A 25043-nucleotide genomic window follows, 5' to 3' on the forward strand; every position below is an offset into this window, starting at 1 on the left:
ACTGCTCTATCTATCAACACAAAAATAAGGCTGCGGAATGTAACATATTTTGAGGCGAAGCTCAGGGTTATTTCGCACGTTCTATCTCTCGATGTACTTGATTCATCGATTTTGCCCAAGGCTGCAACTCTTGAAGTGCTTTCGGTAGCGAGCTTACTGCATCTCGCGCCACCTGGATCGTTGGGTAATCTTGATAAGTGATAATAAACCACTTTCTATCATTGCGAAGCGTTGGATAGATACGAACCTTGTTCTCAAGGTCATACTCTTCAATAAAAGATTGCACATCTTCTAATGATGTCATCGCACTCAACTGCAAGGTGTAAGCTCGCGGCGAGATAGCTTGTAACGCTTCACGAGCAAATGAGAATGTAATTTTTTTCGTCGGCGGTGTCGATTGAGTTAAATCGGACTCTTGATCAACTGACGATGGTGTCTCGGCTTCTGTTGATTCTGGTTGCGAGTTCACAGCAGCGTCGGCATTGTCTTCAACAGCCGCATTAATCGCACTGGTATCGGCACTTTTCGGCTTATCATCAAGTAAAGCATCAACCACATCAGAGGTAATGACGACACGCTGCTGATCTTGTGTTATCTCACCAACACTGGCTGTCTCTTCAACCACAACCGGTGGCAAAGATGAACTGTCGTCGTCAGCACCATGGTAACTCAGGTCGGTTGTTGTATCAGAATCAACCGTTCCATCCGGGCCAGTTTGCTCACGACCCTTTTCTAGTTCGAAACTCGGTATGGCTGTCTGTTCAATTGGCGTGATAAAAGACTGCGCTTTATCGTCAGGTGTTGGTTGACTGAACATCCACCAATAGCCACCACCAATTAAAACCAACAACAAGGCGACAACCATCGCAATATTGATGGGTGAGCCAATAATTGAGCGAATAATAATCCTTTTTTCCACTTTCAATTCTCCTAGAGCCATTAACTCTCCGGGCAGAGGCTGCGCTTTATTAAACGCACGTCGCACACGAGTTTCAGACTCATCATCAACATATCGAATCACTAATGATTCAAAGAAATGTTCTGCTTCTGGTTGCGAAAGATCATCGATCTCGAACTCGATAGGCTTGTGTGGTTGACCGTAACTCAAACGCGTTAATAGCGTCTCTAGCTGGCCACTCTCCGAGAAGAGAACGATATTGATCGTCCATTGAGGGTTTGATTGAGCTTCCAGTACCAACATCCATAATTCGGATACCAATAGCTCAGAGAGTCGTTGGGCATCATCGACGACGATAACCACATGACACGGCTCTCCATCCAGCAACCTTGTTAGGCTATCGGATAAAGCATCGTGTTGATTAAACAAGGGGTCAGAAACAATTTGGCTAAGAATAATCGCGCGGCGTTGTTGATCATCTTGGCTTGGATGACAAAGCAGTAAACACTGATTTTTTTCTGTCGACCATGCTTCAAGATAACGTTGAGCTAACCAAGAACGGCCAGAGCCAGGTTTGCCTGCAACCGTCACAAGGTTTGAACCAAAGTTCGTCAAAAGCTGTAAACGCTCTAGCAGTTCAACTTGAGACTCTAACTCTAATACTCTTAATTCATGAGCCAAACTCATTGGGGATCCCTACTGATAAGACCGATCAGTAAAACGCTTCAGTTGCCCAGCACTTGGCTAAGCAACCTCACAACCAAATTTAAAGAGTACGGCAGAAATCGATCGCTTGTTTAATGATGTCTTGAGGCACATCAGCAACCACTTCAGCAGTACCAATACTTGTTGGCAATACCAAACGCAACTGACCAGACAGCACTTTTTTATCGCGCATCATGTGCTTTATAAAGTCTTCAAAAGACATGCTTTCTGGCGTATGGATTGGCAGTTTCGCATTCTTGAGTATAGAAATAATTCGCTCAAGTTGCGGCTGAGAGATCAGTCCCTGTAATTGAGCTGTTTTCGCTGCCATTACAGTGCCTGACGACACAGCTTCACCATGTAGCCAATTACCATAGCCTAGTTCGGCTTCAATCGCATGACCAAATGTATGACCTAGGTTCAATAACGCTCGGATTCCGGACTCTTTTTCATCCAGAGCAACCACTTCAGCCTTAATTGCACAACAACGAGCAATCGCGGTAATCAGTGCCTCTTCATCAAGTTGATAAAGTTTCTCTAGATTCTGCTCCAACCAACCAAAGAAGGCTTCATCGTAAATAATGCCATATTTGATCACCTCCGCCATACCCGCGGCGAACTCACGCTCGGGAAGCGTTGATAAACAGTTGGTATCAATGATGACCGATTTGGGTTGATAGAAAGCACCGATCATATTCTTACCAAGAGGATGGTTCACGGCGGTTTTACCACCGACAGAGGAGTCCACTTGAGACAGAAGGGTCGTCGGAATTTGAATGAAATCAATACCACGCTGGTAACAAGAAGCAGCAAAACCGACCAAATCACCGATAACACCACCACCTAAAGCAATCACCACCACATCGCGGCTGTAATTTCCTTCAAGCATATAGCTCATCACTGAGTTGAACGTTTCCAGCGTTTTGTACTGCTCGCCGTCGGGCAACTCTAAAAGAGAAGTTTGACAACCGACTTGATCCAGTAACGATAAAATTTTATCGGCATAAAGAGGCGCGACTGTCACATTACTGACAACAACAACTTTCTGTTTGCCGGATAAAAAAGAAAGGTACGCCGGGTCTTCAAATAACCCGGCGCCAATAGAGATAGGGTAGCTACGCTCAGCTAGATTGACCGTAATCCGTTCCATGGGTTTGCTCTCCGAAAAAATGAACTTAACGTTCTTCTAGCATTTTTACGATCTGGTTGGCTACCACTTTTGCACTTTGGTCATCAGTACGAACGGTGTAGTCCGCCACTTCTTCGTATAGTGCGTTGCGAGATACCGCTAGATCTTCTAGCACATCACGCGGGTTGTCTGTTTGAAGTAGAGGGCGTTTCTTGTCGCGGTTAGTGCGAGCAAGTTGCTTTTCAATTGTTGTCTCTAGGTATACAACAATGCCTCGTGCAGATAGACGGTTACGGTTTTCTTTGCTCAACACTGAACCACCACCTGTCGCAAGAACAATACCTTGTTCTTCTGTCAGATCATTGATTACAGATTCTTCGCGCTTACGGAAACCTTCTTCGCCCTCAACATCAAAAACCCATGCGATGTCTGCGCCAGTGCGCTCTTCGATCACAGTGTCAGAGTCTAGAAACTCCATATGAAGTTGGGAAGCTAGGTGTCTACCAATTGTACTTTTGCCGGCGCCCATTGGGCCAACAAGAAAAATATTGCGTTTCTCAGCCATGTTTTTAGCAGTAATTTACAACGTTAATTCAATGACATCGCCACAAGGTAGGTCAGTACAAGTACTGAAATTAAAAGGCCTGTGGCACCGATTCCTCACAGATAATTCGTGATAAGACCCGAAATTATCAAGGTTAGGTGCCACTAATGCAACTTTATTTTTAATCTAATTGTTCATTACTGAATCACAACTTTAGGTGTAACGAAAATAAGCAGTTCACTTTTGCCGACATTTTCATAGCTGCGACGGAACAATGCGCCTAAAACAGGCAGGTCTCCCAACAGAGGAACTTTATCAACGGTACTGCTCACACTGTGTTGAAAAATCCCACCAAGCACGACGGTTTCACCATTATTAACAAGCACTTGCGTGCCAATCCTTTGAGTGTTGATGGCCACGGCTTCACCCGTTCCGGTTTTAACAACTTGCCCAGGCCTATCTTGAGTCACACTTAAATCCAACACTAAGCGATTATCTGGAGTGATCTGCGGTGTCACCTTGAGGCTCAATACTGCTTTCTTAAATGCGACCGATGTTGCACCACTTGAAGATGACTCTAAATAAGGGATTTCAGTACCTTGCTCAATATAAGCGGGCTTTTTGTTGGTCGTGATTAAGCGTGGGCTAGAAATAATCTCGGCTTTCGACTCTTGTTGCAGTGCCGACAGTTCAAGGTCGAGTAAGGTATCAGAACCGAGTTTGGCGACCTGAAATGCAATACTCGACGCGTTCGGAGAAGTCGCTCCCAAGTTCACATTGAGATAATCATCAACCGCGTTATTTCCGACATAAGGAGCAATTGAAGAGCGGTGATTGCCCTCTATAGATCCGCCAACAGTGAAGCTTCCGTTGGTTGAGGAAACACCCCAACGCACCCCTAACTCATCAAGGTTCCCCTCCGTAATGGTGACAATCCGAGCTTCTATCTGCACTTGCTTCACAGGAATGTCCAAAGATTCAATGATACTTCGTATCACCGCAATGTTCTCTGCTAGCTCACGAATCAATAGTGAGTTGGTACGCTCATCAATCGTAATTGAACCGCGATCAGACAACATACTCACCGAACTCTCACCACCAATCATGTCGGCAATGTCGGTGGCTTTAGCAAAGTTGATCTTAATGATTTCCGATGTCAGCTCTCCCAACTCCTCTTCCAAACGAGATTTCTCTAGCGCTTGCTGTTCACGAAGGTCGAGTTCGGCTTTGGGCGCAACCAAGATAACATTGCCATCAACGCGTTTATCTAAGCCTTTAACTTGCAAGATAATGTCGAGAACTTGCTGCCAAGGTACGCCATCTAAGCGTAAAGTCAGGTTTCCGGCTACCGAATCAGATACCACTAGGTTAAAATCGTTGTAGTCAGCAATGAGCTGAAGAACATTACGAACAGGGATGTCTTGAAAGTTAATTGAGATGAGTTTGCCCTTTTTCTCTAACACACTCTTCTCAGGCTCACCTTCTTTAACTAAAGGCTTACGCACGATAACCTCGATAAAGCGACCTTCTAGGTTGTACTCGTATTGATAATCATCAGTGATTGTGGCGAGCAATCGAGTACTTGGCGCCTCTCTAATAACCTCTATCTCTGCCACTAAAGTGGCAAAGTCTTTTACATCCAACAAATTAACCTTGTCGTCATCAACCTCAGTATTGAGCAATTCAATACTCAACCCTTCTTGAACTTTTTGAACATCGACGACAGCGGTACTGGTCGCCAGCTCGATAATGATGACGGCATCTTGATCCTTGTTGACCCTAAAATCGATATTCTCCAATCGGTTGGTGGTTTCTGCATAACTCATTACTGTAAAAAACAACATTACGGACAACACTATACCTTGCAGTCCTTTGCTCATCGTGCCACCTATTCCTTTAATCATAATTGCATCTCATATCCACATCATGTGACATTGGGGTTACTTCAGGGCAAGCCTAACATTGCGCTTATGCCAACAACCTAAGCCATCTGGAAGCGTTTCATTGATCTGAACGTATTGGCTTGTCACTTTGGTAACTCGACCATTGTTTAACCCAATAAACTGACCTTTCTTGACATTCACCACGTTGCCCCTCGGTGTTTGCACTAAACCAAACACACTGGAGCCATTGCCCATAACGCCTTTTAAGCGCAATTGACTCAGCGGGTACTTTTCTAACTTTCCATGGCGAGGGCGAGAGCGAGGTTGCCAACAGTTTGTCTTAACCAACGGTTGGTTTTGCACAATGGCTTCTTGAGGGAGCTCAAAGGGAGCGCGAGAGGCTCTTCGTTGATAAATAGCGGCGGAAAATTCACTGGCAGGAACAAGCTGCCCAACCTCTTTTTTTGCCTTGGCTTCCACCTGTACCACAAAACTTTCTAACGAATCTTCACTCGCTTTACAGCCCGACAATATAAGCAGTAACAGCATAACGCAGAGTGATTTACTGGGCTTCATCATTCACCTCCGGCTTGAACTGGTAGGTATAAGCTCTAACCCTGAAATGCAGCGTGCTACTTTCTTGGCTGACTCGCTGCCAATTCACATCACTAAAGCTAATAATGCGCGGCAACTTTGCGATGGCCGCAGAGAAATCACCAATGTCATGGTAATCACCGGTCAACTCGATATTGAGCGGTAAACGATAGAGAAAAGCTTGGTTCTGCTTTTGTCCCCAATCAATCCGTGTAAACGTCAATTGGTTATCCAAGCCAAGCTCATTGACTGAGGCCAACATACTGGCCAGTTCCTTTTGAGCGGGGAGCTGCTCTAATAAGTAATCGTAGCGGCTGGTCAACTCACCCAGTTGGCTCTGTAGCTTAGGTAAGGCTGCAACCTTATTCGCTTTGATTCTCAAAGTGGCTTTAAGCGTCTGCTCTTGTTGTTTCATCTGCTGCAGTTCATCGTTCAATGGCAGAATATAAAGCCAAACCCCAACCCCTTGAATGAGCACTATCAATACGAAAATCACCACCAACTGGGGCACTAATGGCCATTCGGTGATCTCATCAACATCGAGATCCCTTAAGCTGACCTGATTTTGAAAGCTAACCATGATTAGCCCCCTTCTCTTCTAGGTTTGCGGCGGTATTTTCTAAAGACATGGGGCTAAATACAAAAGAGACCTTGAAGGTTTGGAACTCCTTGTTGAAACGTTTACGATTGTGAACAATAGAATGCATCTCAACCCCTTTCAGGGAATCGGAACGCTCTAAGTTATCTAACATAGTGGCAAGACGAGCGGTACTGTCACTGATCCCCGCCATCTCAATCTCCTGACCATTCATTTTGATCTTGTCGACATAAACGCCTTCAGGGATCAGCTCTGGCATCAAGTTCATAAAATCGGTGGTTTTATTACGGCCGCGCTGTAAAGATTCCACCACATCGAGTCGAGTCAGAATGGTTTTATGTTCTTGCTCCGCGACTTTTAACAACTGAATTTGTCGTTCGAGATCCGCAATGTATTGACTGAGATAACTAAGGCGATGTTGCTGCTGTACTTGCTGGTGATGAAAATAGCGTCCCACCGCCCATTGCCCAACAAAAGCGATGATCGCCCCAAGAATCAGCAAATGAATAAAACGTCTTTTATGCTGAACACGAATCTCATCGCGCCAAGGTAATAGGTTAATTTGATGCAACATACCTTTCTCCTTGCCACTTAAGACCAGTCAAAGCCATCCCTGCCGCAATACCAAACCGTTTCCAATCCAGCTCCGGCTGACGTTTCTTGATCACTTTATTCTCAAACAGAGATAAAAGATTCAACGACTCACAACTCAACTGAAAGTGACGCTCTAGCGCTTCAGTTACCATAGGAATACTGGCTCCTTCGCCCATGAGCCAAATGCCTGAGATAGGCTCAACGCCATTGACGGAAGAGTAGAGCTGCAACTGACGTTTGAGCTTTTCGATCAAATTGACCATAAACCGATGTGTATCCTCAACCGTCCCAAATGTCCCCTCGATCTCACTCGGGGTCTCTGAGCCGTAAAGATCTTGAGTACCAAAAGCAATGTCTTTATAAAACGGGACTGCGCCTTGTGGAATCATGCCTAACGAGGTTTGTTCAACCCCTAAGTCCACCAGCAACCAGTTCTTTTTTTCGGGATGCGTACGCGAAGCCAGCTGCCAGATATTAAGCAATCCATGTGCCTGTGTATCGACCACCACAGGCTTAAATCCTGCTTTGGTTAGAGCATCGGATCGGCTATCAACCACCTCTTTGCGAGTTGCGTAAACTTGGTAACTCGTTGTCGATCTTTGATTAAATCGTTTGTCTTCGAGCTTCACAAAATCTAAACTCAGATCCTCAATAGGAAAGGGAGACTGGTGAGCAAAGGTTTGATAGATCGAAAACTCCTTTTCTCGGTCGTCTAACTCACTCTCTATTTGCAGTACTTTGCTGATCACAGTGTTATCCGGTACAGAAATAGCGACATTGCGGCTACCAAAAGGCAACCCTTTCCTAAGTTCTTTGAGTTTCTTAACAGTTTTCTGATACTCCAGAGTATGGTTGGCTGTAAAAATGTCGTCTAAAATCGGCAGCTCTTTGTATCCCACTAAGGCATACAATTCCCCAACGGGTTTTAGAACCACGGCTTTGATGCTGTGTTGATTTATATCTATACCTGTAATTGATGATGAACCCATTTGACCTAGCTCCTGAAGTGCCAAGCATTTCGTTGATTATCTAGGGGTTGTGATTATTAATTAAATAAGCGTTAATAAACGAAAGCTAAGTTTTTAACCTAGAGTACAAGGGTTTGCTGCCTATCAGCCTCAACTAATCAGGGATTATCCGGTGAAGTTCATAAAGCGATTATTCATATTTACATTGGTTTGCATGATTCTTGGAGTCAGTACAATTTTCGGGGTTTATTATTACTTAAAACCAGAATTGCCTGATGTGGCCACTCTGCGCAATGTAGAACTCCAAACTCCAATGCAAATCTTCAGTCAAGACGGCAAATTGATCTCTCAATTTGGTGAAAAACGCCGTATCCCAGTCACTTATGACGAGATTCCACCTCACTTAGTTGAGGCTTTGATCGCCACCGAAGACAGCCGTTTTTATGAGCACCATGGTATCGATCCTATCGGCATCGCTCGTGCAGCATTTGTGGTGGCAATATCCGGCTCAGCGAAACAAGGGGCGAGTACCATTACTCAACAGCTTGCGCGTAACTTCTTCTTATCTAATGAGAAAAAGATCATGCGAAAAGTCAAAGAGATATTTATTGCCATCCACATTGAGCAGTTGCTAAGTAAAGAAGAGATCATGGAACTGTACGTGAACAAGATTTTCCTTGGTCACCGTTCTTATGGTTTTGGCGCAGCTGCGCGCGTTTATTTTGGCAAAGATCTTTCAGAGCTGACACTCAGTGAAATCGCGACGCTCGCTGGCATGCCAAAAGCCCCCTCCACGATGAATCCGATTTACTCGATTGAGCGCGCGACTCACCGTCGTAACGTCGTATTAGGTCGTATGTTGGAGGAGCAATACATCACTCAGGCAGAGTACGATGAGGCTCGTAATGAAACACTAGTCTCGAAATACCACGGTGCAGAGATTGAACTCAGTGCTCCGTATGTTGCTGAAGTAGCACGTGCTTGGATGGTCGAACACTACGGTGAGGCCGCTTATACATCGGGCATGAAGGTCTACACGACCGTTAATTCAAAACTGCAAAAAGCAGCAAACCAAGCAGCGATCAAGAACCTACTTGGCTACGATGAGCGTCATGGCTACCGCGGTGCAGAAAAAGTATTGTGGCAAACCGAGCAATCGACTTGGGATCATGAAAAAATTGTTAAACACCTTAAATCTCAACCTACCTACGGTGACTTAATCCCTGCCGTTGTGACAGCCGTTGGTGCAAAAAGCGCACAAGTTTGGGTTAAGAACCAAGGTGAAGGCACTATCGAATGGCAAGGCATGAACTGGGCACGTAAATTCCTTACCGATGATCGCCAAGGTCCAGCGCCTTCTCAAGCGAAAGAGATTCTAGCTGTTGGTGAACAAATCTGGGTTCGCCATGAAGCCGTTACCGGTGATGAGGTCTCTGAAGAGCCAACTGAAGCGTCAACGACGGCAGAATCAGAAACACCGGTTGTATGGCGACTCAGCCAAGTACCGAATGCGAACACCGCATTTGTTGCAATGAACCCGAACAACGGCGCGGTATTGTCGATGGTGGGTGGCTTTAACTTTGTTCACAACAAATTTAACCGTGCGACGCAATCTCTTCGTCAGGTCGGTTCTGGTATTAAACCGTTTATTTACTCAGCCGCGATCAACAAAGGCCTAACGTTGGCATCATTGATCAACGATGCGCCAATCAACCAATGGGATAAGAGCCAAGGTACAGCGTGGCGACCAAAGAACTCGCCACCAACCTACGTGGGTCCAACTCGTTTACGTATTGGCTTAGCTCAATCTAAAAACGTAATGGCGGTTCGAGTGTTACGTGAAGTGGGCTTGGATGATACTCGTAATTACCTCACTCGCTTCGGTTTTGATATTGATGATGTACCTCGCTCTGAAACGATTGCTCTGGGTGCTGGCAGCTTAACACCGATAAAAGTGGCGCAAGGTTATTCCGTATTCGCCAATGGCGGTTACTATGTAGAACCTTTCTATATCAGTCGTGTTGAAACGCCATTTGGAGAAACGGAATACAAAGCAACACCGAAAGTCGTGTGCAAGAAAGATTGCAAACAGACCGTTACCACAAACTCAAAGGCAGATGAATTTTCTGAACAAGATGTGGATACTCAAGTGCAATACGCACCTCAAGTGATCTCTGAACAGAATGCATTCCTTGTGCGTGAAATGATGTACAGCAACATCTGGGGCGGCGGTAATTGGAGAGCAGGAACAGGCTGGAACGGTACGGGATGGCGTGCTCAAGCGTTGAAGCGTCGTGACATTGGTGGCAAAACCGGTACCACTAATGACTCGAAAGATACTTGGTACAACGGCTATGGCCCTGGCATTGTTGCAACCGTATGGGTCGGTTTTGATAACCACAACCGAAACCTAGGTAGAACCAAAGCCAACTCCAATCTTGGTAAGAACCAAATTACAGGTGCTGAAGCTGGTGCAAAAACAGCAGAACCCGCATGGATTGATTTTATGGCGACTGCCGTTGCGGGAGTGCCTGCTAAGCATAAAACACTTCCGGATAACATCATCCGAGTTCGTATAGACCGTGAAACCGGCTTGCTAACGAATAAGTTCGATAGCTCATCAAGATTCGAGTACTTCGAAAAAGGCACAGAACCAACCGAGTACGTCACTGAACGTTTCTCTAATGATATCTATTCCACCTCATCTGGCGAAACGGTAGAAGAACTCTTCTAGTTGACGACGGTATGAGTGAACAAAAAGGGTTGATATGTATTCATATCAACCCTTTTTTCTAATAGTCAGCTTAACTATTAACTATTAACTATTAACTATTAACTATTAACTATTAACTATTAACGAAGGCTAGATAGCTAAACTACTTTCTCTAGTTGCATTCGGATAGTGTCAGCCAATTGCTCGAAACGCCCCTTCAATGGAGAACCAGGGCGGTACGCAACAACAATACGACGTGAAGGTGTTGGATTCACTGCGGGCACATAGCATACACCATCTTTCTGCTTTTCTTTTGGCACTGAGAGCTGAGGTAATAAGGTGATCCCGGCTCCTGCCGCAACCATGTTACGCAGTGTTTCTAAACTGGTCGCCTTAAAACGCTCATCATCTTTTGCTCCTGCGGCAAAACAGAAGCCCAAGGCTTGATCTCGTAAACAATGACCATCCCCTAACGCTAGTACCGTTTTACCATTGAGTTGTAACATATCAACACTGTCTTGTTGCGCCCATTCATGATCACACGGTACAGCAACACTTAACGGCTCGTCATACACATCAATTTCTTTGAACGCTGCGGTCTCATCGACAGCAGCCAGTACCAAACAGTCGAGCTTACCATCTTCTAACTGACTCACCAGTTGATGAGTCTGAGCTTCATGCAGGTAAAGTTCAAGATCTGGGAAGCTGTCTTTAAGGTGCGGAATAATCTTAGGCAAGATATAAGGACCAACCGTTGGAATGAAGCCAATATGCATTGGTCCTGTCATTGCTTCACCGTGACCACTCGCCATATCTTTAAATGTTTTTATTTCATTAAGAATACGTTTGGCTTGATCCACGAGTTGTAAACCCGAATCGGTAAAAATGACCTTCCTTGGGCTACGCTCGGTTAACTGAAGACCGATTTCATCTTCAAGTTTGCGTATCTGCCCACTCAAAGTAGGTTGACTAACGAAGCACGCCTCTGCCGCTTTTCTAAAGTGCTTATGCTCTGCGAGCGCCACCAAGTATTCAAAATCACGAATGTTCATGATCAACCTCTTATCTAAAGTCTTAATCGAAGCATTTTACAATAAAACGCTGTTGATAGAATTTGCCTATCAAAACCATAACATTAAACGATTAGAGCTATCAAAGAATTTATCTAATAATGGGCTCAACGAAACGAAAAAGAGCAAAGAAAAACGTTAAGCTCTGCTAGAACAAAATTTAAAAAAATTAAAGGAAAACATTATGTTTGCATCTAAAGAAGGTCAATCAATCCCTCAAGTAACATTCCCAACTCGCCAAGGTGATGCGTGGGTTAACGTAACGACTGAAGAGCTATTCAAAGACAAGACTGTTATCGTATTCAGCCTACCAGGTGCGTTTACGCCAACATGTTCTTCAAGCCATCTACCTCGTTACAACGAGCTATACTCTGTGTTCAAAGAGAACGGTGTTGATGACATTCTGTGTGTTTCAGTAAACGACACATTCGTAATGAACGCTTGGAAAGCCGACCAAGAAGCTGACAACATCACATTCATCCCAGACGGTAACGGTGATTTCACCGATGGCATGGGCATGCTCGTTGAGAAAAACGACATCGGCTTCGGCAAGCGTTCATGGCGCTACAGCATGCTGGTTAAAAACGGCGTGGTTGAGAAAATGTTCATCGAAGAAGACGTACCAGGTGACCCGTTCAACGTTTCTGATGCTGATACTATGCTGAACTACATTGCTCCTGAACACAAAGAGCAAGAGTCAATCACAGTATTCACCAAACCAGGCTGCCCTTTCTGCACGAAAGCAAAGCAGAACCTCATCGATAAAGGTCTGAACTACGAAGAAGTCGTACTCGGTAAAGACGCAACAACAGTGAGCCTGCGTGCCATCTCTGGTCGCACAACCGCTCCGCAAGTCTTCATCGGTGGTAAGCACATCGGTGGCAGCGAAGAACTGGAAGCTTTCCTAGGCTAATAACCTAAGTCCTGCAATCCGCTAACCCACCCTCTTGTGGGTTAGCTATTCCAAACGCTCTTATCTGAGTTTTGGAAAAAGAATATAGCGTGTGACTCGCCCGTCTTTAACTAACCTATCGTTAGCAATAAAAGCAGAGTCACAAGCTAAACCGAATAAAACAGAATCACAAAACTGCCCCACTATCCTGACTCTCAAAAAATCACCAGAGTTGGAGGGGGTCGTTCACACTAAATTTAGCCATTGCGAGAAAATTATTATGAAACAAGTCAATGTAGATGTCGCAGTTATCGGGGGCGGTACGGCAGGTCTAGGGGCTTACCGCGCTGCAAAAGCACACACTGACAGTGTCGTGATGATTGAAGGCGGCCCTTACGGTACAACCTGTGCTCGTGTTGGTTGCATGCCATCGAAACTGCTTATTGCAGCAGCGGAAAGCGTACACCAAATCGAGAAAGCACCGGCTTTTGGTGTTCACCCACAAGGTGATATCGTGATTAACGGCCGTGAAGTGATGGAGCGAGTGAAGTTTGAGCGTGATCGTTTTGTGGGTTTTGTTTTAGAAGGTGTTGATGAAATTCCAGAGCAAGACAAGATTTCTGGCTACGCAAAATTCTTAGACGACCAGACGCTACAGGTTGATGATCACACGGTTGTCACCGCTAAGCGTATTGTTATCGCCACCGGTTCTCGTCCTGCATACCCAGCCGTTTGGAATGAACTTGGCGACCGTCTAATCATTAACGACGACGTATTCAACTGGGATGATTTACCAGAATCCGTTGCGGTATTTGGCCCGGGCGTTATTGGCCTTGAACTTGGTCAGTCACTGCACCGCTTAGGTGTCAAGACCAAACTGTTTGGTTTGGGCGGTCAAGTGGGCCCAGTAACCGACCCAGAGATCATGGCTTACGCAGATAAAGCCTTCAATGAAGAGTTCTATCTCGATGCCGACGTAAAAATCGAAAGCATGAAACCTATTACCACTGAATCGGGAGAGCCACGTGTCGAAATCCAGTTCATTAATAAACAAGGTGAATTAGAAACGAACATCGTTGAGTACGTGCTAGCAGCAACAGGTCGTCGCCCTAACACTGACAAGCTTGGCTTAGAGAATACCTCTCTTGAACTTGATGAGCGTGGTGTGCCAGTTGCAGACCATTACACGCTACAAACATCGCGACCATCAATCTTCATTGCAGGTGATGCCAGCAACCAACTGCCTCTGCTACATGAAGCAGCAGACCAAGCGCGTATTGCGGGTGACAACGCAGGTCGCTTCCCTGAGATTCGTGCCGGCCTACGCCGATCTAAAATCTCAGCGGTATTCTCTGACCCACAAATCGCGATGGTGGGCGAAACTTACAAAGAGATCACCACCCGTTTAGGTACATGTGGTTGTTTCGCAACGGGTGAAGTCTCTTTCGAGAACCAAGGTCGTTCACGAGTGATGCTGCGCAACAAAGGTATTCTGCACGTATACGGCGAGCAAGGTACCGGTCGCTTCCTTGGTGCTGAGATGATGGGACCCAACGCAGAACACTTGGCTCACTTGTTAGCATGGGCACATCAGAACAAAATGACGGTTTCTGAAATGCTAGACATGCCATTCTACCACCCAGTAATTGAAGAGGGTGTGCGCACTGCGCTGCGTGACCTGAATGCGAAACTGCACTTAGGTCCAGAGATGGTGAAACACTGCCTAGACTGTGGTCCGGGTTGTTAATCTCGCTTGATTGAGACAGAACAGATAGATTAGAGACTAAAAAGGAAAGCCATTGGCTTTCCTTTTTTTTTAGCTAAACGCGTCAGTAAGTCAAAATCAAACCCGTCATTCCAGAACCGAGGTGCGAGGTATCTGGAACCTCTTAAAACCGTTACCTATCGCTAAAAACGAGAGAATCACTTCTCAGCAGCAATCACAGAGATCTCAACCAGTAACGCTTCGCGAGCCATGTCGCCCGTCACACATGCGCGAGCTGGAGCGTGACCTTCTGGAACCCATGCATCCCAAACCGCATTCATTTCTTGGAAGTCTTTCATATCTTTCAAATAAATCGTGGCTGACAGCATGTGCTCTTTATCACTGCCAGCTTGTTCCAGTAGGGCTTCCACTTTATCCAACATCGTTTGTGTTTGTTCTGTGATGTCTTTGGTTGCATCAGTACACACTTGGCCACACAGGTAGATAGTACCGTTGTGTTTAACAATACGGCTCATGCGTTGCTTGGTTTCTTGGCGCTCAATCATCAACTTTCTCTCTCAGTGTCACCCTGACCTAATATCTTGTGACGTGTTATTATTAAGGCAACAAGCATAACGCGAACCAAACCCAATATGACATGCCTTCAGTGCAATAAAAGTGAAAAAATCCGTAACAAACTCGGTCGTTGTCAGCGTTGCATGAATCAGCTGATGGTGTTGTCAATTTTGAGTTGGGGAGCATGGTGGCTATTTTTCAGAGAAGATCCAAAAACCATCAATGCCATCGCATTGATGATAGCTGCTAGCGCATTCAGTGGTTTGCTGTCATTGCATTGGATAATGAAGTTTTTCGTGTTGCCTTTCAGAAATAAAAAGCGTTAACGGATAGCCTTTATAACCCAATGCGAGCGATTCAATAGTCCGATAATTCAGCATAATTATCGATCTATCATCACTTTCCAAACCGAAAATAGAAAAAAGCCCCAGAACCAATCGATTCTGGGGCTTTCTTAGAAAATTCTAAGAAAAAGCAGTGGTACTTTAATAGACCGGGCTTTTCTTCGTTGGTTCCCAAAAAAGAGCAGATTTTTGATCTTTTTTGGGAAGACTATAAAATCAACCTCTTATGCGACATTCACCTTAGCGATAATCTGCTCGACCAAGTTCACTTCCAACGCCACTTCATCACATGCATGTTGACGAGGACACTGGTCGCAGTCTTTCAGCACTTTCTCTGGCAGTAGAGATTTTGACGTTGGTAAGAAGTCATGCTTCATAAAGAATTCAGGCGTACGAGTCAGTACAAACACCTTCTTGATCGCCATTTGTCGCGCTTTCTCAACCAAGTGCTGCACAATCGCGGTACCCTGACCTTGGCCTTGCCAACCTGCCTCAACACCGAGCGAGCGAATCTCCGCTAAACCAGAGTCATACACATAAAGTGATGCACAACCAGTCACCTCTCCATGATGCTCTGCGACCGCAAACGAGCCAATATCACGCACCAGTTCATTACGAGAGCGAGGTAGGTTTTCCCCCATGTTCGCCCAGTAAGCGACCATACCTTCCAATGCTTCAATATCCGTTAGACGAGCAGGACGAACCTTAACTATGGAGGTGTCACGCTGTGATAAACGCTTCTCCGCTTGGTCAACCGCGTAAGCCACTTGTTGTGGTGATACACCGCCTAGCGCGCTACGTTTTTCAAGACACGATTCAATGGTTAGGATGTCATACACATCCTCTTCGATCACCTCAGAGAACTCTTTCATCTCTGTGATGGTTAACTCTTCTAATGCGCAGCCTTTGGCAATCGCCGCGACGACCGTGACACCGACAATATGGTGAGCTTCACGGAAGGGAATGCCTTTTGCGACTAAGTAATCCGCCAGCTCTGTCGAGTTTGCATAACCTTGTTTCGCCGCTTCAAGTGTACGTTCGCCGTTCACTTTAATGCCATCGAAACACAGCGCTGCCATTTCCATGCAATCATTCCAAGTGTCTAAAGCGTCGAACAGACCCTCTTTATCTTCTTGCATATCCTTATTGTACGCCAAAGGCAGAGCTTTCACTGTCATCATCATTGCCGCTAATGAACCGTATACACGGCCAGTTTTGCCACGAATCAGCTCTAACGCATCAGGGTTTTTCTTTTGTGGCATCAGAGAAGAACCTGACGTCACGGTATCGGCTAACTCGATGAAGTTTGATTCACCTGAGTTGTAGAAAATCATATCTTCGGCAAGACGAGAAAGGTGAAGCATAGAGATAGAAGCAATCGACATCAGCTCCATCACATGGTCACGGTCAGAGACAGAATCTAGCGAGTTGCGCGTAGCACGATGGAAACCTAAGTTGTGAGCTAACTGTTCACGGTCCATCGGGTAGGCTGTTCCAGCAAGGGCACCAGAACCCAGCGGACATGTATCTAGACGCTTAATCGCATCACTTAAACGTGAATAATCACGCTCGAGCATTTCAACGTACGCCAAGCACCAGTGAGCAAAAGTGACCGGCTGAGCACGTTGTAAGTGAGTGTAACCAGGCAGCACGGTTTCTTGGTGCTGAGAAGCCACATTGACCATTTGGCTTTGTAGGCGATCCAATGCGAGCAATAGTTGGTTACCTTGTTGACGACACCACAGTTTAAGATCGGTCGCCACTTGGTCATTACGAGAGCGCCCCGTGTGAAGCTTTTTACCCAAATCACCGACTTTACCGATAAGTTGTTGCTCAACCCAGCTGTGAATATCCTCTGCATCAGAACGTAGAATCTGTTCCGGATCTTCCATCACTTCGAGCTTAAGCTCGTTCAGTGCTAACTCTAATCTCTGCTGTTCTTCTTCGGTTAAAACCTTGACCGACTGTAGAGCTTTTGACCAGGCAATAGAGCCCACAATGTCTTGCTCAGCCAATCGGTAATCAAAACGAAGAGAATCGTTAAAATCTTTGAACCGGGTGTCTGCTGCTTGGGTAAATCTACCGCCCCATAATGCCATTGTGTCTCTCCTAATTGCACAGTGCTCACTGTTTTTGCAAATAATAAGTCTGACTAATATTCAGTCTTTTTCTGATGGTTTAAACTTACGGCAATTCAAAATAAAAATAAAGTATTAATTCACTATTTCTACATATTTATTCACAGCGACCTACCTACTAACGGATCATGCCGTAACGCGAAAATTATAGAGCTTCAATACTCAAAACCGAAACGGATTTATTGGGCCAATCGATAAAAAATAAAAAAGCCCAATCACTAACCAGTAGTGAATGGGCTTTGATCATAATGTCTTGTTTGCTGTCCTAGAATGTTGCGCTAAAGGCTCGCTTCGTAAACCATTTTAGAATTATTTTTGGTTATTCAGAGCGCGAATACGGCTTGATAACGAGTAAAGACGAATGAAACCTTCAGCGTGGCTTTGGTCGTAAACTTCATCTTCACCAAAGGTTGCAAACTCTTCTGAATACAAGCTGTTGTCAGAACGCTTTTGAGTCACCGTTGCTTGCCCTTTATAGAGCTTGATAACCACTTCACCATTCACGTCTTGTGCTAACTCTTCTGTCGCGGCAAGAATAGACTTACATAGTGGAGTGAACCAACGACCATCGTATACCAGGTGAGAAGCCTTAACACCCAGCTCTTCACGGAATTCAAAAGCCGTTTTATCAAGAACCAGTTGTTCTACTGCACGCAGTGCTTCCATCATGATAGTGCCACCCGGAGTTTCGTAACAACCACGAGATTTCATACCCACAAGACGGTTTTCTACGATATCGATACGACCAACACCGTGCTTAGCACCTTTCTCATTGAGGTAAACCAGTGCGTTGTATGGCGTCATTGTTTCGCCATCAACCGCAACCACTTCGCCTTTTTCAACTTTCAATGTCACTGTTTCGGATTCGTTTGGCGCTTGCTCTGGGTCTACAGTCCAAGCCCAGCAATCTTCGTTAGGTGCGTTCCATGTATTTTCTAGAACACCACCTTCTGTAGAGATATGCCATGCGTTGGCATCACGCGAATAAATCTTGGTAAGAGAAGCCGTACAAGGGATGTTGCGCTCTGCAAGGTAGTCTAGACACTCTTCACGGCTCACAAGATCCCACTCACGCCATGGTGCAATGACGTGGAGGTCGGGGGCAAGCGCTGCGAATGCACCTTCAAAACGAACTTGGTCATTACCTTTACCTGTACAGCCGTGACACAGTGCGTCTGCACCGACTTTACGCGCCACTTCCACCTGTGCTTTCGCAATGATTGGACGAGCCATCGATGTACCCAGTAGGTATTTACCTTCATAGCAAGCGCCCGTTTTTAGCGTTGGGTAGATGTATTCAGCCACCATCTCTTCTTTAAGGTCTGCGATGTAACACTCAGAAGCACCCGACGCTTTTGCTTTCTCTTCGATACCAACTAGCTCTTCATCACCTTGACCTACATCCGCGACAAACGCGATAACTTCACAGTCATAGTTCTCTTTCAACCATGGAATGATGACTGATGTGTCTAGACCGCCAGAGTAGGCTACTACAACTTTCTTTACGTTAACTTTGCTCATTTTCTTTCTCCTAGTTTCCATACTGCACATGGCGGTCAGCGTTGGAAATGACTTCATAATTATATGTTTATTTAATTCGTCTAAATTCTTTAAGTAGTGACTCGTTGTGAGGCCTACTGAGGTAAAAACTGCGTCCCTATGCTTTTACCTGAAAACAGTTGTGTGAGTTTTTCTGGATATCGCCAAGTAGCAACTTCGATTGGTCGTCCAAGGTCGTTAGCGGCTTCTAGTGCGGCTTGAACCTTAACGATCATGCCGTCGGTAATCACTTTACCTGTAATAAGGTCATCCGCTTGTTGTTGATTAAGGCTCGGAATCAGGTGGCCTTTACCATCCAACACACCACTGACATCAGAAAGCAGCACTAATTCAGCATCAAGCGTGCCTGCAACCGCAACCGCAGCTTGATCGGCATTGACGTTCATCAGTTGGCCTTGTGACGTTAAACCAATCGAACTAATGATGGGCAGTGCGCCCGCATTGAGAATGGCTTGCAGAACCGTTGAGTCACCCGGCTCTGCCTTACCTACCGCACCCAGTTCAGGGTTCAGCTCACTCACTCTGCACAAACCACCATCGGCTAGGCTCAAACCAACGGCGTTGATACCGTCTTTAATGGCCTGACCTTGAAGCAGTTTGTTGGCCGTGCCCGCGAGCGCACCGGCGATCACTGGGATCTGGTCATAAGGGGTAACACGAAGCCCTTCTTTCTTAACGGTTTCGAGGTTCAACTTATTCATCAGGTCATCAACAAGGTAACCACCGCCGTGAACAATCACGATGGGTCGCTGTGCCTGTTGTCGATAAGCAGAGATGGCACCAAATAACTTGCTCAATGTTTCACCACAAGATAGCGCAGCGCCACCTAACTTTATGATTAATGGTTGATTATTAAGGGTCATATCTAGATTTCCTTACACTAATGCCGTTAATGGTGCAAAACCATACCGTAAATTCAAACACTGCATCGCTTGGCTAGATGCACCCTTTAATAAGTTATCAATCGCTGAAACAACGATGATGTGTTGACCTTGTACCTTCCAACCTAAGTCACAAAAAGGCGTCTGTTCTACATCTTGAATTCTTGGCAATGTCTCTTCGAGTAATCTCACCGCAGGTTTAGCTTGGTAAGCTTGCTCAAAGGCCTCTTGTATCTGTTGTTCTGTCACGCCTTCAGCCAGTTTCATGGTGATGGTTGCTAAGATACCGCGCTTAAAGTTGCCGAGGTGCGGAGTGAAAATCACATCACATCCTAAATGTGCAGCGATTTCAGGTTGATGACGGTGATTGAATACGCCATAAGCTTGCAGACTCACTTCGCAGAAGCTATTCACCATAGTCGCCTTGCGACCCGCTCCAGTCACACCGCTGGTTGCGTTAATCACAGGCCACTGGTTCTCATCCAGTAACTTGGCTTCAACCAAAGGCTTAATCGCCAGTTGTGATGCGGTTGGGTAACAACCTGCGACTGCAACAAGTTGAGCCGCTTTGATTTCTTGTTCGTTCCACTCAGCTAAACCGTAAGCCGCTTTATCTAGCCATTGTTCGTGTTGATGTTCAAACCCGTAGAACTTTTGGTAAAAGTTCTCGCCTTTAACTCTGAATGCACCCGATAGGTCAAACACTTGGCAATGGTTCTCTAGAAAGATTGGCGCTAAGTCATGACTGACCTCATGTGCCGTTGCGAGAAAAATCACGTCAGACTGCTTAGCCACTTCTTCTGGATTCGTTAATGGCTGTACTGACATATCAATCAAACCCGCCAACTTACCGTGCAGTGCCGCAATAGGTTTACCTGCGTCGACACTATTGGCTGAGACATATAAACCTGATAGCGTGAGCTCAGGGTGTCTGTTTATCATTAGAGCCAGTTCTGCTCCTGTGTAGCCGCTTGCGCCAATGATCGTGGTTTTCAACATCTCAACACATCCATTTTTGAGGTAAGTTACATTTCAAATTTGACTATTAATACTTAATTTTAGGCTTTATCTGATTTCTTATGCATAAAATATGATTTAATATGTGTTTTACCGACTTATAGTTTTCCTGTCAATAGTAGAAGTGAAGTAATTATGCAATTACCCAGTTTTCTTGAGGTCTATAAAGGCCTAATATCCACCGACTCTATCAGTTCCACCGACCCAAGCTGGGATCATGGCAATGAGAAAGTGATCGAAAAAATGGCTCAGTGGTTTACCGACTTGGGCTTTAGCGTAGAGGTCGTGGAAGTCGAACCCGGCAAGCATAATATGATCGCGAAGATGGGAACCGGTGAAGGGGGGTTATTGCTTGCTGGACACAGCGATACCGTGCCATTCGATGAAGGACGTTGGAACTTCGATCCTCACGCACTGACAGAGCACAACAACCGCTTCTACGGATTAGGCACCGCCGACATGAAGGGCTTTTTCGCTTTTATCTATGAGGCCGCGAAACAAATCGATTGGCGCAACCAAACTAAGCCGCTTTATGTGCTCGCGACCTGTGACGAAGAAACCACTATGTTGGGGGCTCGTCACTTCACTGAAAATGCACCGTTTAAACCGGACTACTGCATTATTGGTGAGCCAACCAGCCTTGTACCGGTTCGAGGACACAAAGGCCACGTAGCGAATGCTGTGCGAGTCACGGGTAAATCCGGTCACTCTTCTGATCCCGCATTGGGTGTCAACGCCATCGAGATTATGCATGAAGTGTTGTTTGCTTTAATGCAACTGCGTGACAAGTTAGTCAAAGAGTACCATCACCCGGGTTTCGCGATTCCAAGCCCGACTTTGAACCTTGGTCATATTCACGGTGGCGACAGCGCTAACCGAATTTGTGGCTGTTGTGAACTGCATTATGACGTTCGTCCTCTACCAGGAATTAGCCTCGATGGTTTGGATAATATGCTGCGTAACGCACTTAAAGAAGTAGAAGCAAAATGGCCAGGCAGAATTGAAATAACTCCCCTGCATGAGCCGATCCCTGGCTATGAGTGCCAACACGATCATCCATTTATCGGCGGAATGGAATCGGTGAGTGGGATTGAATCGCAAACGGTAAACTACTGTACTGAGGCTCCTTTCCTTCAAGAGTTGTGTCCAACCTTAGTGTTAGGCCCGGGGTCAATAGACCAAGCTCACCAACCGGATGAATTCTTAAGCTTTGATTTTATTGACCCAACAATTGATGTTCTGAGAAAGTCGATCCGTCAATATTGTTTCTAGCGATTATGCTAAATCCGAACATTCTAATGAAAGCCCACATAAAAAGTGGGCTTTATTCTGTTATCCCTGACATAGCCTGATCTTGTAATTAAATTTCACTTTATTCCAAGACATTGAAACGTTTACTTATCCTGTATTTTGAAAACAGATAATTGCAAATTTAGAATGCTTTATTTGACTAGATACGACACTTTTCGCTAGATTGTGTACTGACAAGGAACAATGGATGTAATTTTTTTACGAGGCAGGATGACAATGAACGAGAAATACGCCGCTCTTAAGAGTAACGTAAGCATGCTGGGACGCTTGCTAGGTAACACAATTCAAGATGCACATGGTGATGTCATTTTAGAGAAAGTGGAAACTATCCGTAAACTTTCCAAATCCGCCCGCGCAGGCAACAAGGCTGACCGAGACAGCCTAGTTGAAGAAATCAAAAACCTGCCGAACGAACAACTCACACCAGTGGCTCGTGCATTTAACCAATTTCTCAACCTCACCAACATGGCAGAGCAGTACCACACCATCTCTCGCCACTGTGAAGAACATGTTTGCGAACCTGATGTGTTGCAATCACTCTTTTCTAAATTAAACCAGAACAACATTAGCCAGCTAGATGCAGCACAAGCTGTTCGCGATCTGAATATAGAGCTTGTGTTAACCGCGCACCCAACAGAAATCACTCGTCGCACCATGATCAACAAACTGGTCAAGATCAACGAGTGTTTATCTAAATTAGAACTCAGCGACCTATCACAAAAAGAACGCGTGAAAACCGAACGTCGTCTAGAGCAGCTTATCGCTCAAGGTTGGCACTCAGATGTGATTCGTCAGCAACGCCCGACCCCGTTGGATGAAGCTAAATGGGGCTTTGCGGTTGTTGAAAACTCACTTTGGGAAGCGGTGCCAGATTTCCTACGTGAAATGGACGGTCGACTTAAGGGCTACCTTGGTGAAGGCCTGCCAATTGATGCACGCCCAGTACATTTCTCATCTTGGATGGGCGGCGACCGCGACGGTAATCCATTCGTCACGCACACCATCACCAAAGAAGTACTGCGCCTATCTCGCTGGAAAGCCGCTGATCTTTACCTAGGTGACGTAAACGAGCTGATTACCGAACTGTCGATGACTAAGTGTAATGATGCCGTTCGTGAGCTAGCGGGTGATGAGCACGAAGCATATCGCGCAATACTGAAGAGTTTACGCACTTTACTTCGCAACACACTCGAAGTATTAGATGCTGAAATTCAACACGTCGACGTGCCAAAGAAAGCAACACTACAAAACATCGACCAATTGTGGACACCACTTTACGCGTGTTACCAATCACTGCACGAATGTGGCATGGGCGTCATTGCAGACGGTTCTCTGCTTGATACCCTACGACGCCTAAAAGCATTTGGTGTGCATTTGGTTCGTCTCGACATTCGTCAAGAAAGTACACGTCACTCCGATGTTCTGTCGGAACTGACTCGCTACTTAGGTATTGGCGATTACGACCATTGGAGCGAGCAAGACAAAATTGCATTTTTAACCAATGAATTAAGTTCAAAACGTCCACTATTGCCTCGTGACTGGGAGCCTTCTGAACAGGTCAAAGAAGTTTTAGACACCTGTAAAGTGATTGCAGCTCAACCTCGCGAAGCCTTTGGTGCTTACGTCATTTCCATGGCTCGTACCGCATCGGATGTACTGGCAGTGCATTTACTCCTGCAAGAGTGTGGTTGTCCGTACCGCATGGATGTATGCCCACTGTTCGAAACCTTAGATGACTTGAACAACTCAGAAGCCGTCATGAAACAGCTTATGAGCATCGACTTATACCGTGGCTTTATCCAAAATCACCAAATGGTCATGATCGGTTATTCAGACTCCGCAAAAGATGCTGGCGTGATGTCTGCTGGTTGGGCTCAGTATGACGCAATGGACAAGCTGGTTAAGGCTTGTGAAGAAGAAGGAATTGACCTGACCTTATTCCACGGTCGTGGTGGTACGGTCGGTCGTGGTGGCGCTCCCGCGCATGCCGCACTTCTTTCACAGCCACCTAAGAGCTTGAAAGGCGGTCTACGTGTAACTGAGCAAGGCGAAATGATCCGCTTTAAGCTTGGTTTACCAGATGTTGCTGTAAACAGCTTTAACCTGTACGCCAGTGCGATTCTAGAAGCGAACCTTCTGCCGCCACCAGAGCCTAAACAAGAGTGGCGCGACCTAATGGTAGTGCTGTCTGAAGTATCTTGTGAGGCGTATCGTAATGTCGTTCGTGGTGAAGAGAAGTTCGTCCCTTACTTCCGTCAAGCAACGCCAGAGCTAGAGCTAGGTAAATTGCCTTTGGGTTCTCGCCCTGCGAAACGTAACCCGAATGGTGGCGTAGAAAGCTTACGTGCGATTCCATGGATCTTCTCTTGGAGCCAAAATCGCTTAGTACTCCCAGCTTGGTTAGGTGCAGGTGAAGCCATTCAATATTCGGTAGACCAAGGCCACCAAGCCCTACTGGAAGAGATGTGTCGCGAATGGCCATTCTTCTCAACTCGCCTGGGTATGCTAGAAATGGTGTACACCAAGTGCAACATGGAAATTGCTAAGTACTACGACCAACGTTTGGTTGATAAAGAGTTATTGCCGCTAGGTGAGTTACTGCGTGAACAGCTGCAAAAAGACATCAAAACGGTACTGAATGTAGAAAACAATGAGAACCTGATGCAAAGCGACCCTTGGGGGCTTGAGTCAATTCGTCTACGTAACATCTACGTTGAGCCACTAAATATGCTTCAAGCTGAACTGCTTTACCGAACTCGTAAGAGTGAAACACCACCAGCAGAGCTTGAAGAGGCGCTAATGGTGACGATAGCAGGCATTGCAGCAGGCATGCGAAATACAGGTTAACCAGTAATTACCACCACAAAAAAGACAAAAGGTCGCACTTAGCGACCTTTTTATTTGGCAAAACAGCCAGTAAAGA

Annotated in this window: 20 protein-coding genes; 6 read left to right on the forward strand and 14 right to left on the reverse strand. The window is 45.7% G+C overall.

The window, feature by feature from the left end; all coding sequences use genetic code 11:
• Window positions 1–67: 67 nt before the first annotated feature.
• From OCU36_RS12520 to pilM, 8 genes are all read right to left on the reverse strand, one after another.
• Window positions 68–1585, reverse strand: coding sequence for an SPOR domain-containing protein (locus tag OCU36_RS12520; RefSeq protein WP_261838258.1), 1518 nt, complete (start codon window positions 1583–1585; stop codon window positions 68–70).
• Window positions 1586–1664: 79 nt separating this feature from the next.
• Entirely contained in the window at window positions 1665–2753 is a 1089-nt protein-coding gene (gene aroB, locus OCU36_RS12525) for a 3-dehydroquinate synthase (RefSeq protein ID WP_261838259.1), read from the reverse strand.
• A 25-nt stretch (window positions 2754–2778) separates the two neighbouring features.
• On the reverse strand, window positions 2779–3297 hold the full coding sequence (aroK, locus tag OCU36_RS12530; RefSeq protein WP_017061125.1) for a shikimate kinase AroK: 519 nt from the start codon (window positions 3295–3297) through the stop codon (window positions 2779–2781).
• Between the two features lie 176 nt (window positions 3298–3473).
• Window positions 3474–5156, reverse strand: a complete 1683-nt coding sequence (locus OCU36_RS12535; protein WP_261838260.1) for a type IV pilus secretin PilQ — start codon at window positions 5154–5156, stop codon at window positions 3474–3476.
• 60 nt (window positions 5157–5216) lie between these two features.
• Window positions 5217–5735: a pilus assembly protein PilP gene (locus OCU36_RS12540; protein WP_261839738.1), complete on the reverse strand. Its 519-nt coding sequence runs from the start codon at window positions 5733–5735 to the stop codon at window positions 5217–5219.
• On the reverse strand, window positions 5722–6333 hold the full coding sequence (pilO, locus tag OCU36_RS12545; RefSeq protein WP_261838261.1) for a type IV pilus inner membrane component PilO: 612 nt from the start codon (window positions 6331–6333) through the stop codon (window positions 5722–5724). Before pilO ends, OCU36_RS12540 begins: the two co-directional genes overlap by 14 nt.
• Window positions 6326–6925 carry a PilN domain-containing protein gene (locus tag OCU36_RS12550; RefSeq protein WP_261838262.1) on the reverse strand — a complete coding sequence of 200 codons (600 nt, stop codon included), beginning with the start codon at window positions 6923–6925 and terminating at the stop codon, window positions 6326–6328. The genes pilO and OCU36_RS12550 overlap by 8 nt, the downstream gene beginning before the upstream one ends.
• Complete coding sequence (gene pilM, locus OCU36_RS12555; protein WP_261838263.1) at window positions 6909–7934, reverse strand: type IV pilus assembly protein PilM; 1026 nt, start codon at window positions 7932–7934, stop codon at window positions 6909–6911. Before pilM ends, OCU36_RS12550 begins: the two co-directional genes overlap by 17 nt.
• Before the next feature lie 151 nt (window positions 7935–8085).
• On the opposite strand from pilM, the gene OCU36_RS12560 reads away from it, so the two are divergent.
• Entirely contained in the window at window positions 8086–10647 is a 2562-nt protein-coding gene (locus tag OCU36_RS12560) for a penicillin-binding protein 1A (protein WP_261838264.1), read from the forward strand.
• Between the two features lie 137 nt (window positions 10648–10784).
• Here the strand turns inward: OCU36_RS12560 and oxyR are convergent, their stop codons facing one another.
• On the reverse strand, window positions 10785–11678 hold the full coding sequence (gene oxyR / locus OCU36_RS12565; RefSeq protein WP_261838265.1) for a DNA-binding transcriptional regulator OxyR: 894 nt from the start codon (window positions 11676–11678) through the stop codon (window positions 10785–10787).
• A 202-nt stretch (window positions 11679–11880) separates the two neighbouring features.
• On the opposite strand from oxyR, the gene OCU36_RS12570 reads away from it, so the two are divergent.
• Both OCU36_RS12570 and OCU36_RS12575 read left to right on the forward strand, forming a co-directional pair.
• Window positions 11881–12609 carry a glutathione peroxidase gene (locus OCU36_RS12570; protein ID WP_261838266.1) on the forward strand — a complete coding sequence of 243 codons (729 nt, stop codon included), beginning with the start codon at window positions 11881–11883 and terminating at the stop codon, window positions 12607–12609.
• Window positions 12610–12868: 259 nt separating this feature from the next.
• Window positions 12869–14335, forward strand: a complete 1467-nt coding sequence (locus OCU36_RS12575; RefSeq protein ID WP_261838267.1) for a dihydrolipoyl dehydrogenase — start codon at window positions 12869–12871, stop codon at window positions 14333–14335.
• Between the two features lie 176 nt (window positions 14336–14511).
• Here OCU36_RS12575 and OCU36_RS12580 read toward each other — a convergent pair whose 3' ends face one another.
• Entirely contained in the window at window positions 14512–14859 is a 348-nt protein-coding gene (locus OCU36_RS12580; protein WP_261838268.1) for a RidA family protein, read from the reverse strand.
• An 87-nt stretch (window positions 14860–14946) separates the two neighbouring features.
• On the opposite strand from OCU36_RS12580, the gene OCU36_RS12585 reads away from it, so the two are divergent.
• Window positions 14947–15195: a DUF3624 domain-containing protein gene (locus tag OCU36_RS12585; protein ID WP_261838269.1), complete on the forward strand. Its 249-nt coding sequence runs from the start codon at window positions 14947–14949 to the stop codon at window positions 15193–15195.
• A 242-nt stretch (window positions 15196–15437) separates the two neighbouring features.
• Here the strand turns inward: OCU36_RS12585 and argH are convergent, their stop codons facing one another.
• The 4 genes from argH to argC form a co-directional block, all read right to left on the reverse strand.
• A complete protein-coding gene (gene argH, locus OCU36_RS12590; RefSeq protein WP_261838270.1) occupies window positions 15438–17312 on the reverse strand; it encodes an argininosuccinate lyase in 1875 nt (624 codons plus the stop codon).
• Window positions 17313–17660: 348 nt separating this feature from the next.
• A complete protein-coding gene (locus OCU36_RS12595; protein WP_261838271.1) occupies window positions 17661–18872 on the reverse strand; it encodes an argininosuccinate synthase in 1212 nt (403 codons plus the stop codon).
• Window positions 18873–18985: 113 nt separating this feature from the next.
• Window positions 18986–19774, reverse strand: coding sequence for an acetylglutamate kinase (gene argB, locus OCU36_RS12600; RefSeq protein WP_261838272.1), 789 nt, complete (start codon window positions 19772–19774; stop codon window positions 18986–18988).
• 12 nt (window positions 19775–19786) lie between these two features.
• The gene (argC, locus tag OCU36_RS12605) at window positions 19787–20791 is read right to left on the reverse strand and encodes an N-acetyl-gamma-glutamyl-phosphate reductase (RefSeq protein ID WP_261838273.1); all 1005 of its coding nucleotides are present in this window, start codon (window positions 20789–20791) and stop codon (window positions 19787–19789) included.
• 153 nt (window positions 20792–20944) lie between these two features.
• Between argC and argE the strand changes: the two genes are divergently transcribed.
• Together argE and ppc are read left to right on the forward strand one after the other, a co-directional pair.
• A complete protein-coding gene (argE, locus tag OCU36_RS12610; protein WP_261838274.1) occupies window positions 20945–22081 on the forward strand; it encodes an acetylornithine deacetylase in 1137 nt (378 codons plus the stop codon).
• A gap of 249 nt (window positions 22082–22330) precedes the next feature.
• Complete coding sequence (ppc, locus tag OCU36_RS12615) at window positions 22331–24967, forward strand: phosphoenolpyruvate carboxylase (RefSeq protein WP_261838275.1); 2637 nt, start codon at window positions 22331–22333, stop codon at window positions 24965–24967.
• Window positions 24968–25043 lie beyond the last annotated feature (76 nt).

This window comes from Vibrio artabrorum (assembly GCF_024347295.1).
Lineage (GTDB): Bacteria > Pseudomonadota > Gammaproteobacteria > Enterobacterales > Vibrionaceae > Vibrio > Vibrio artabrorum.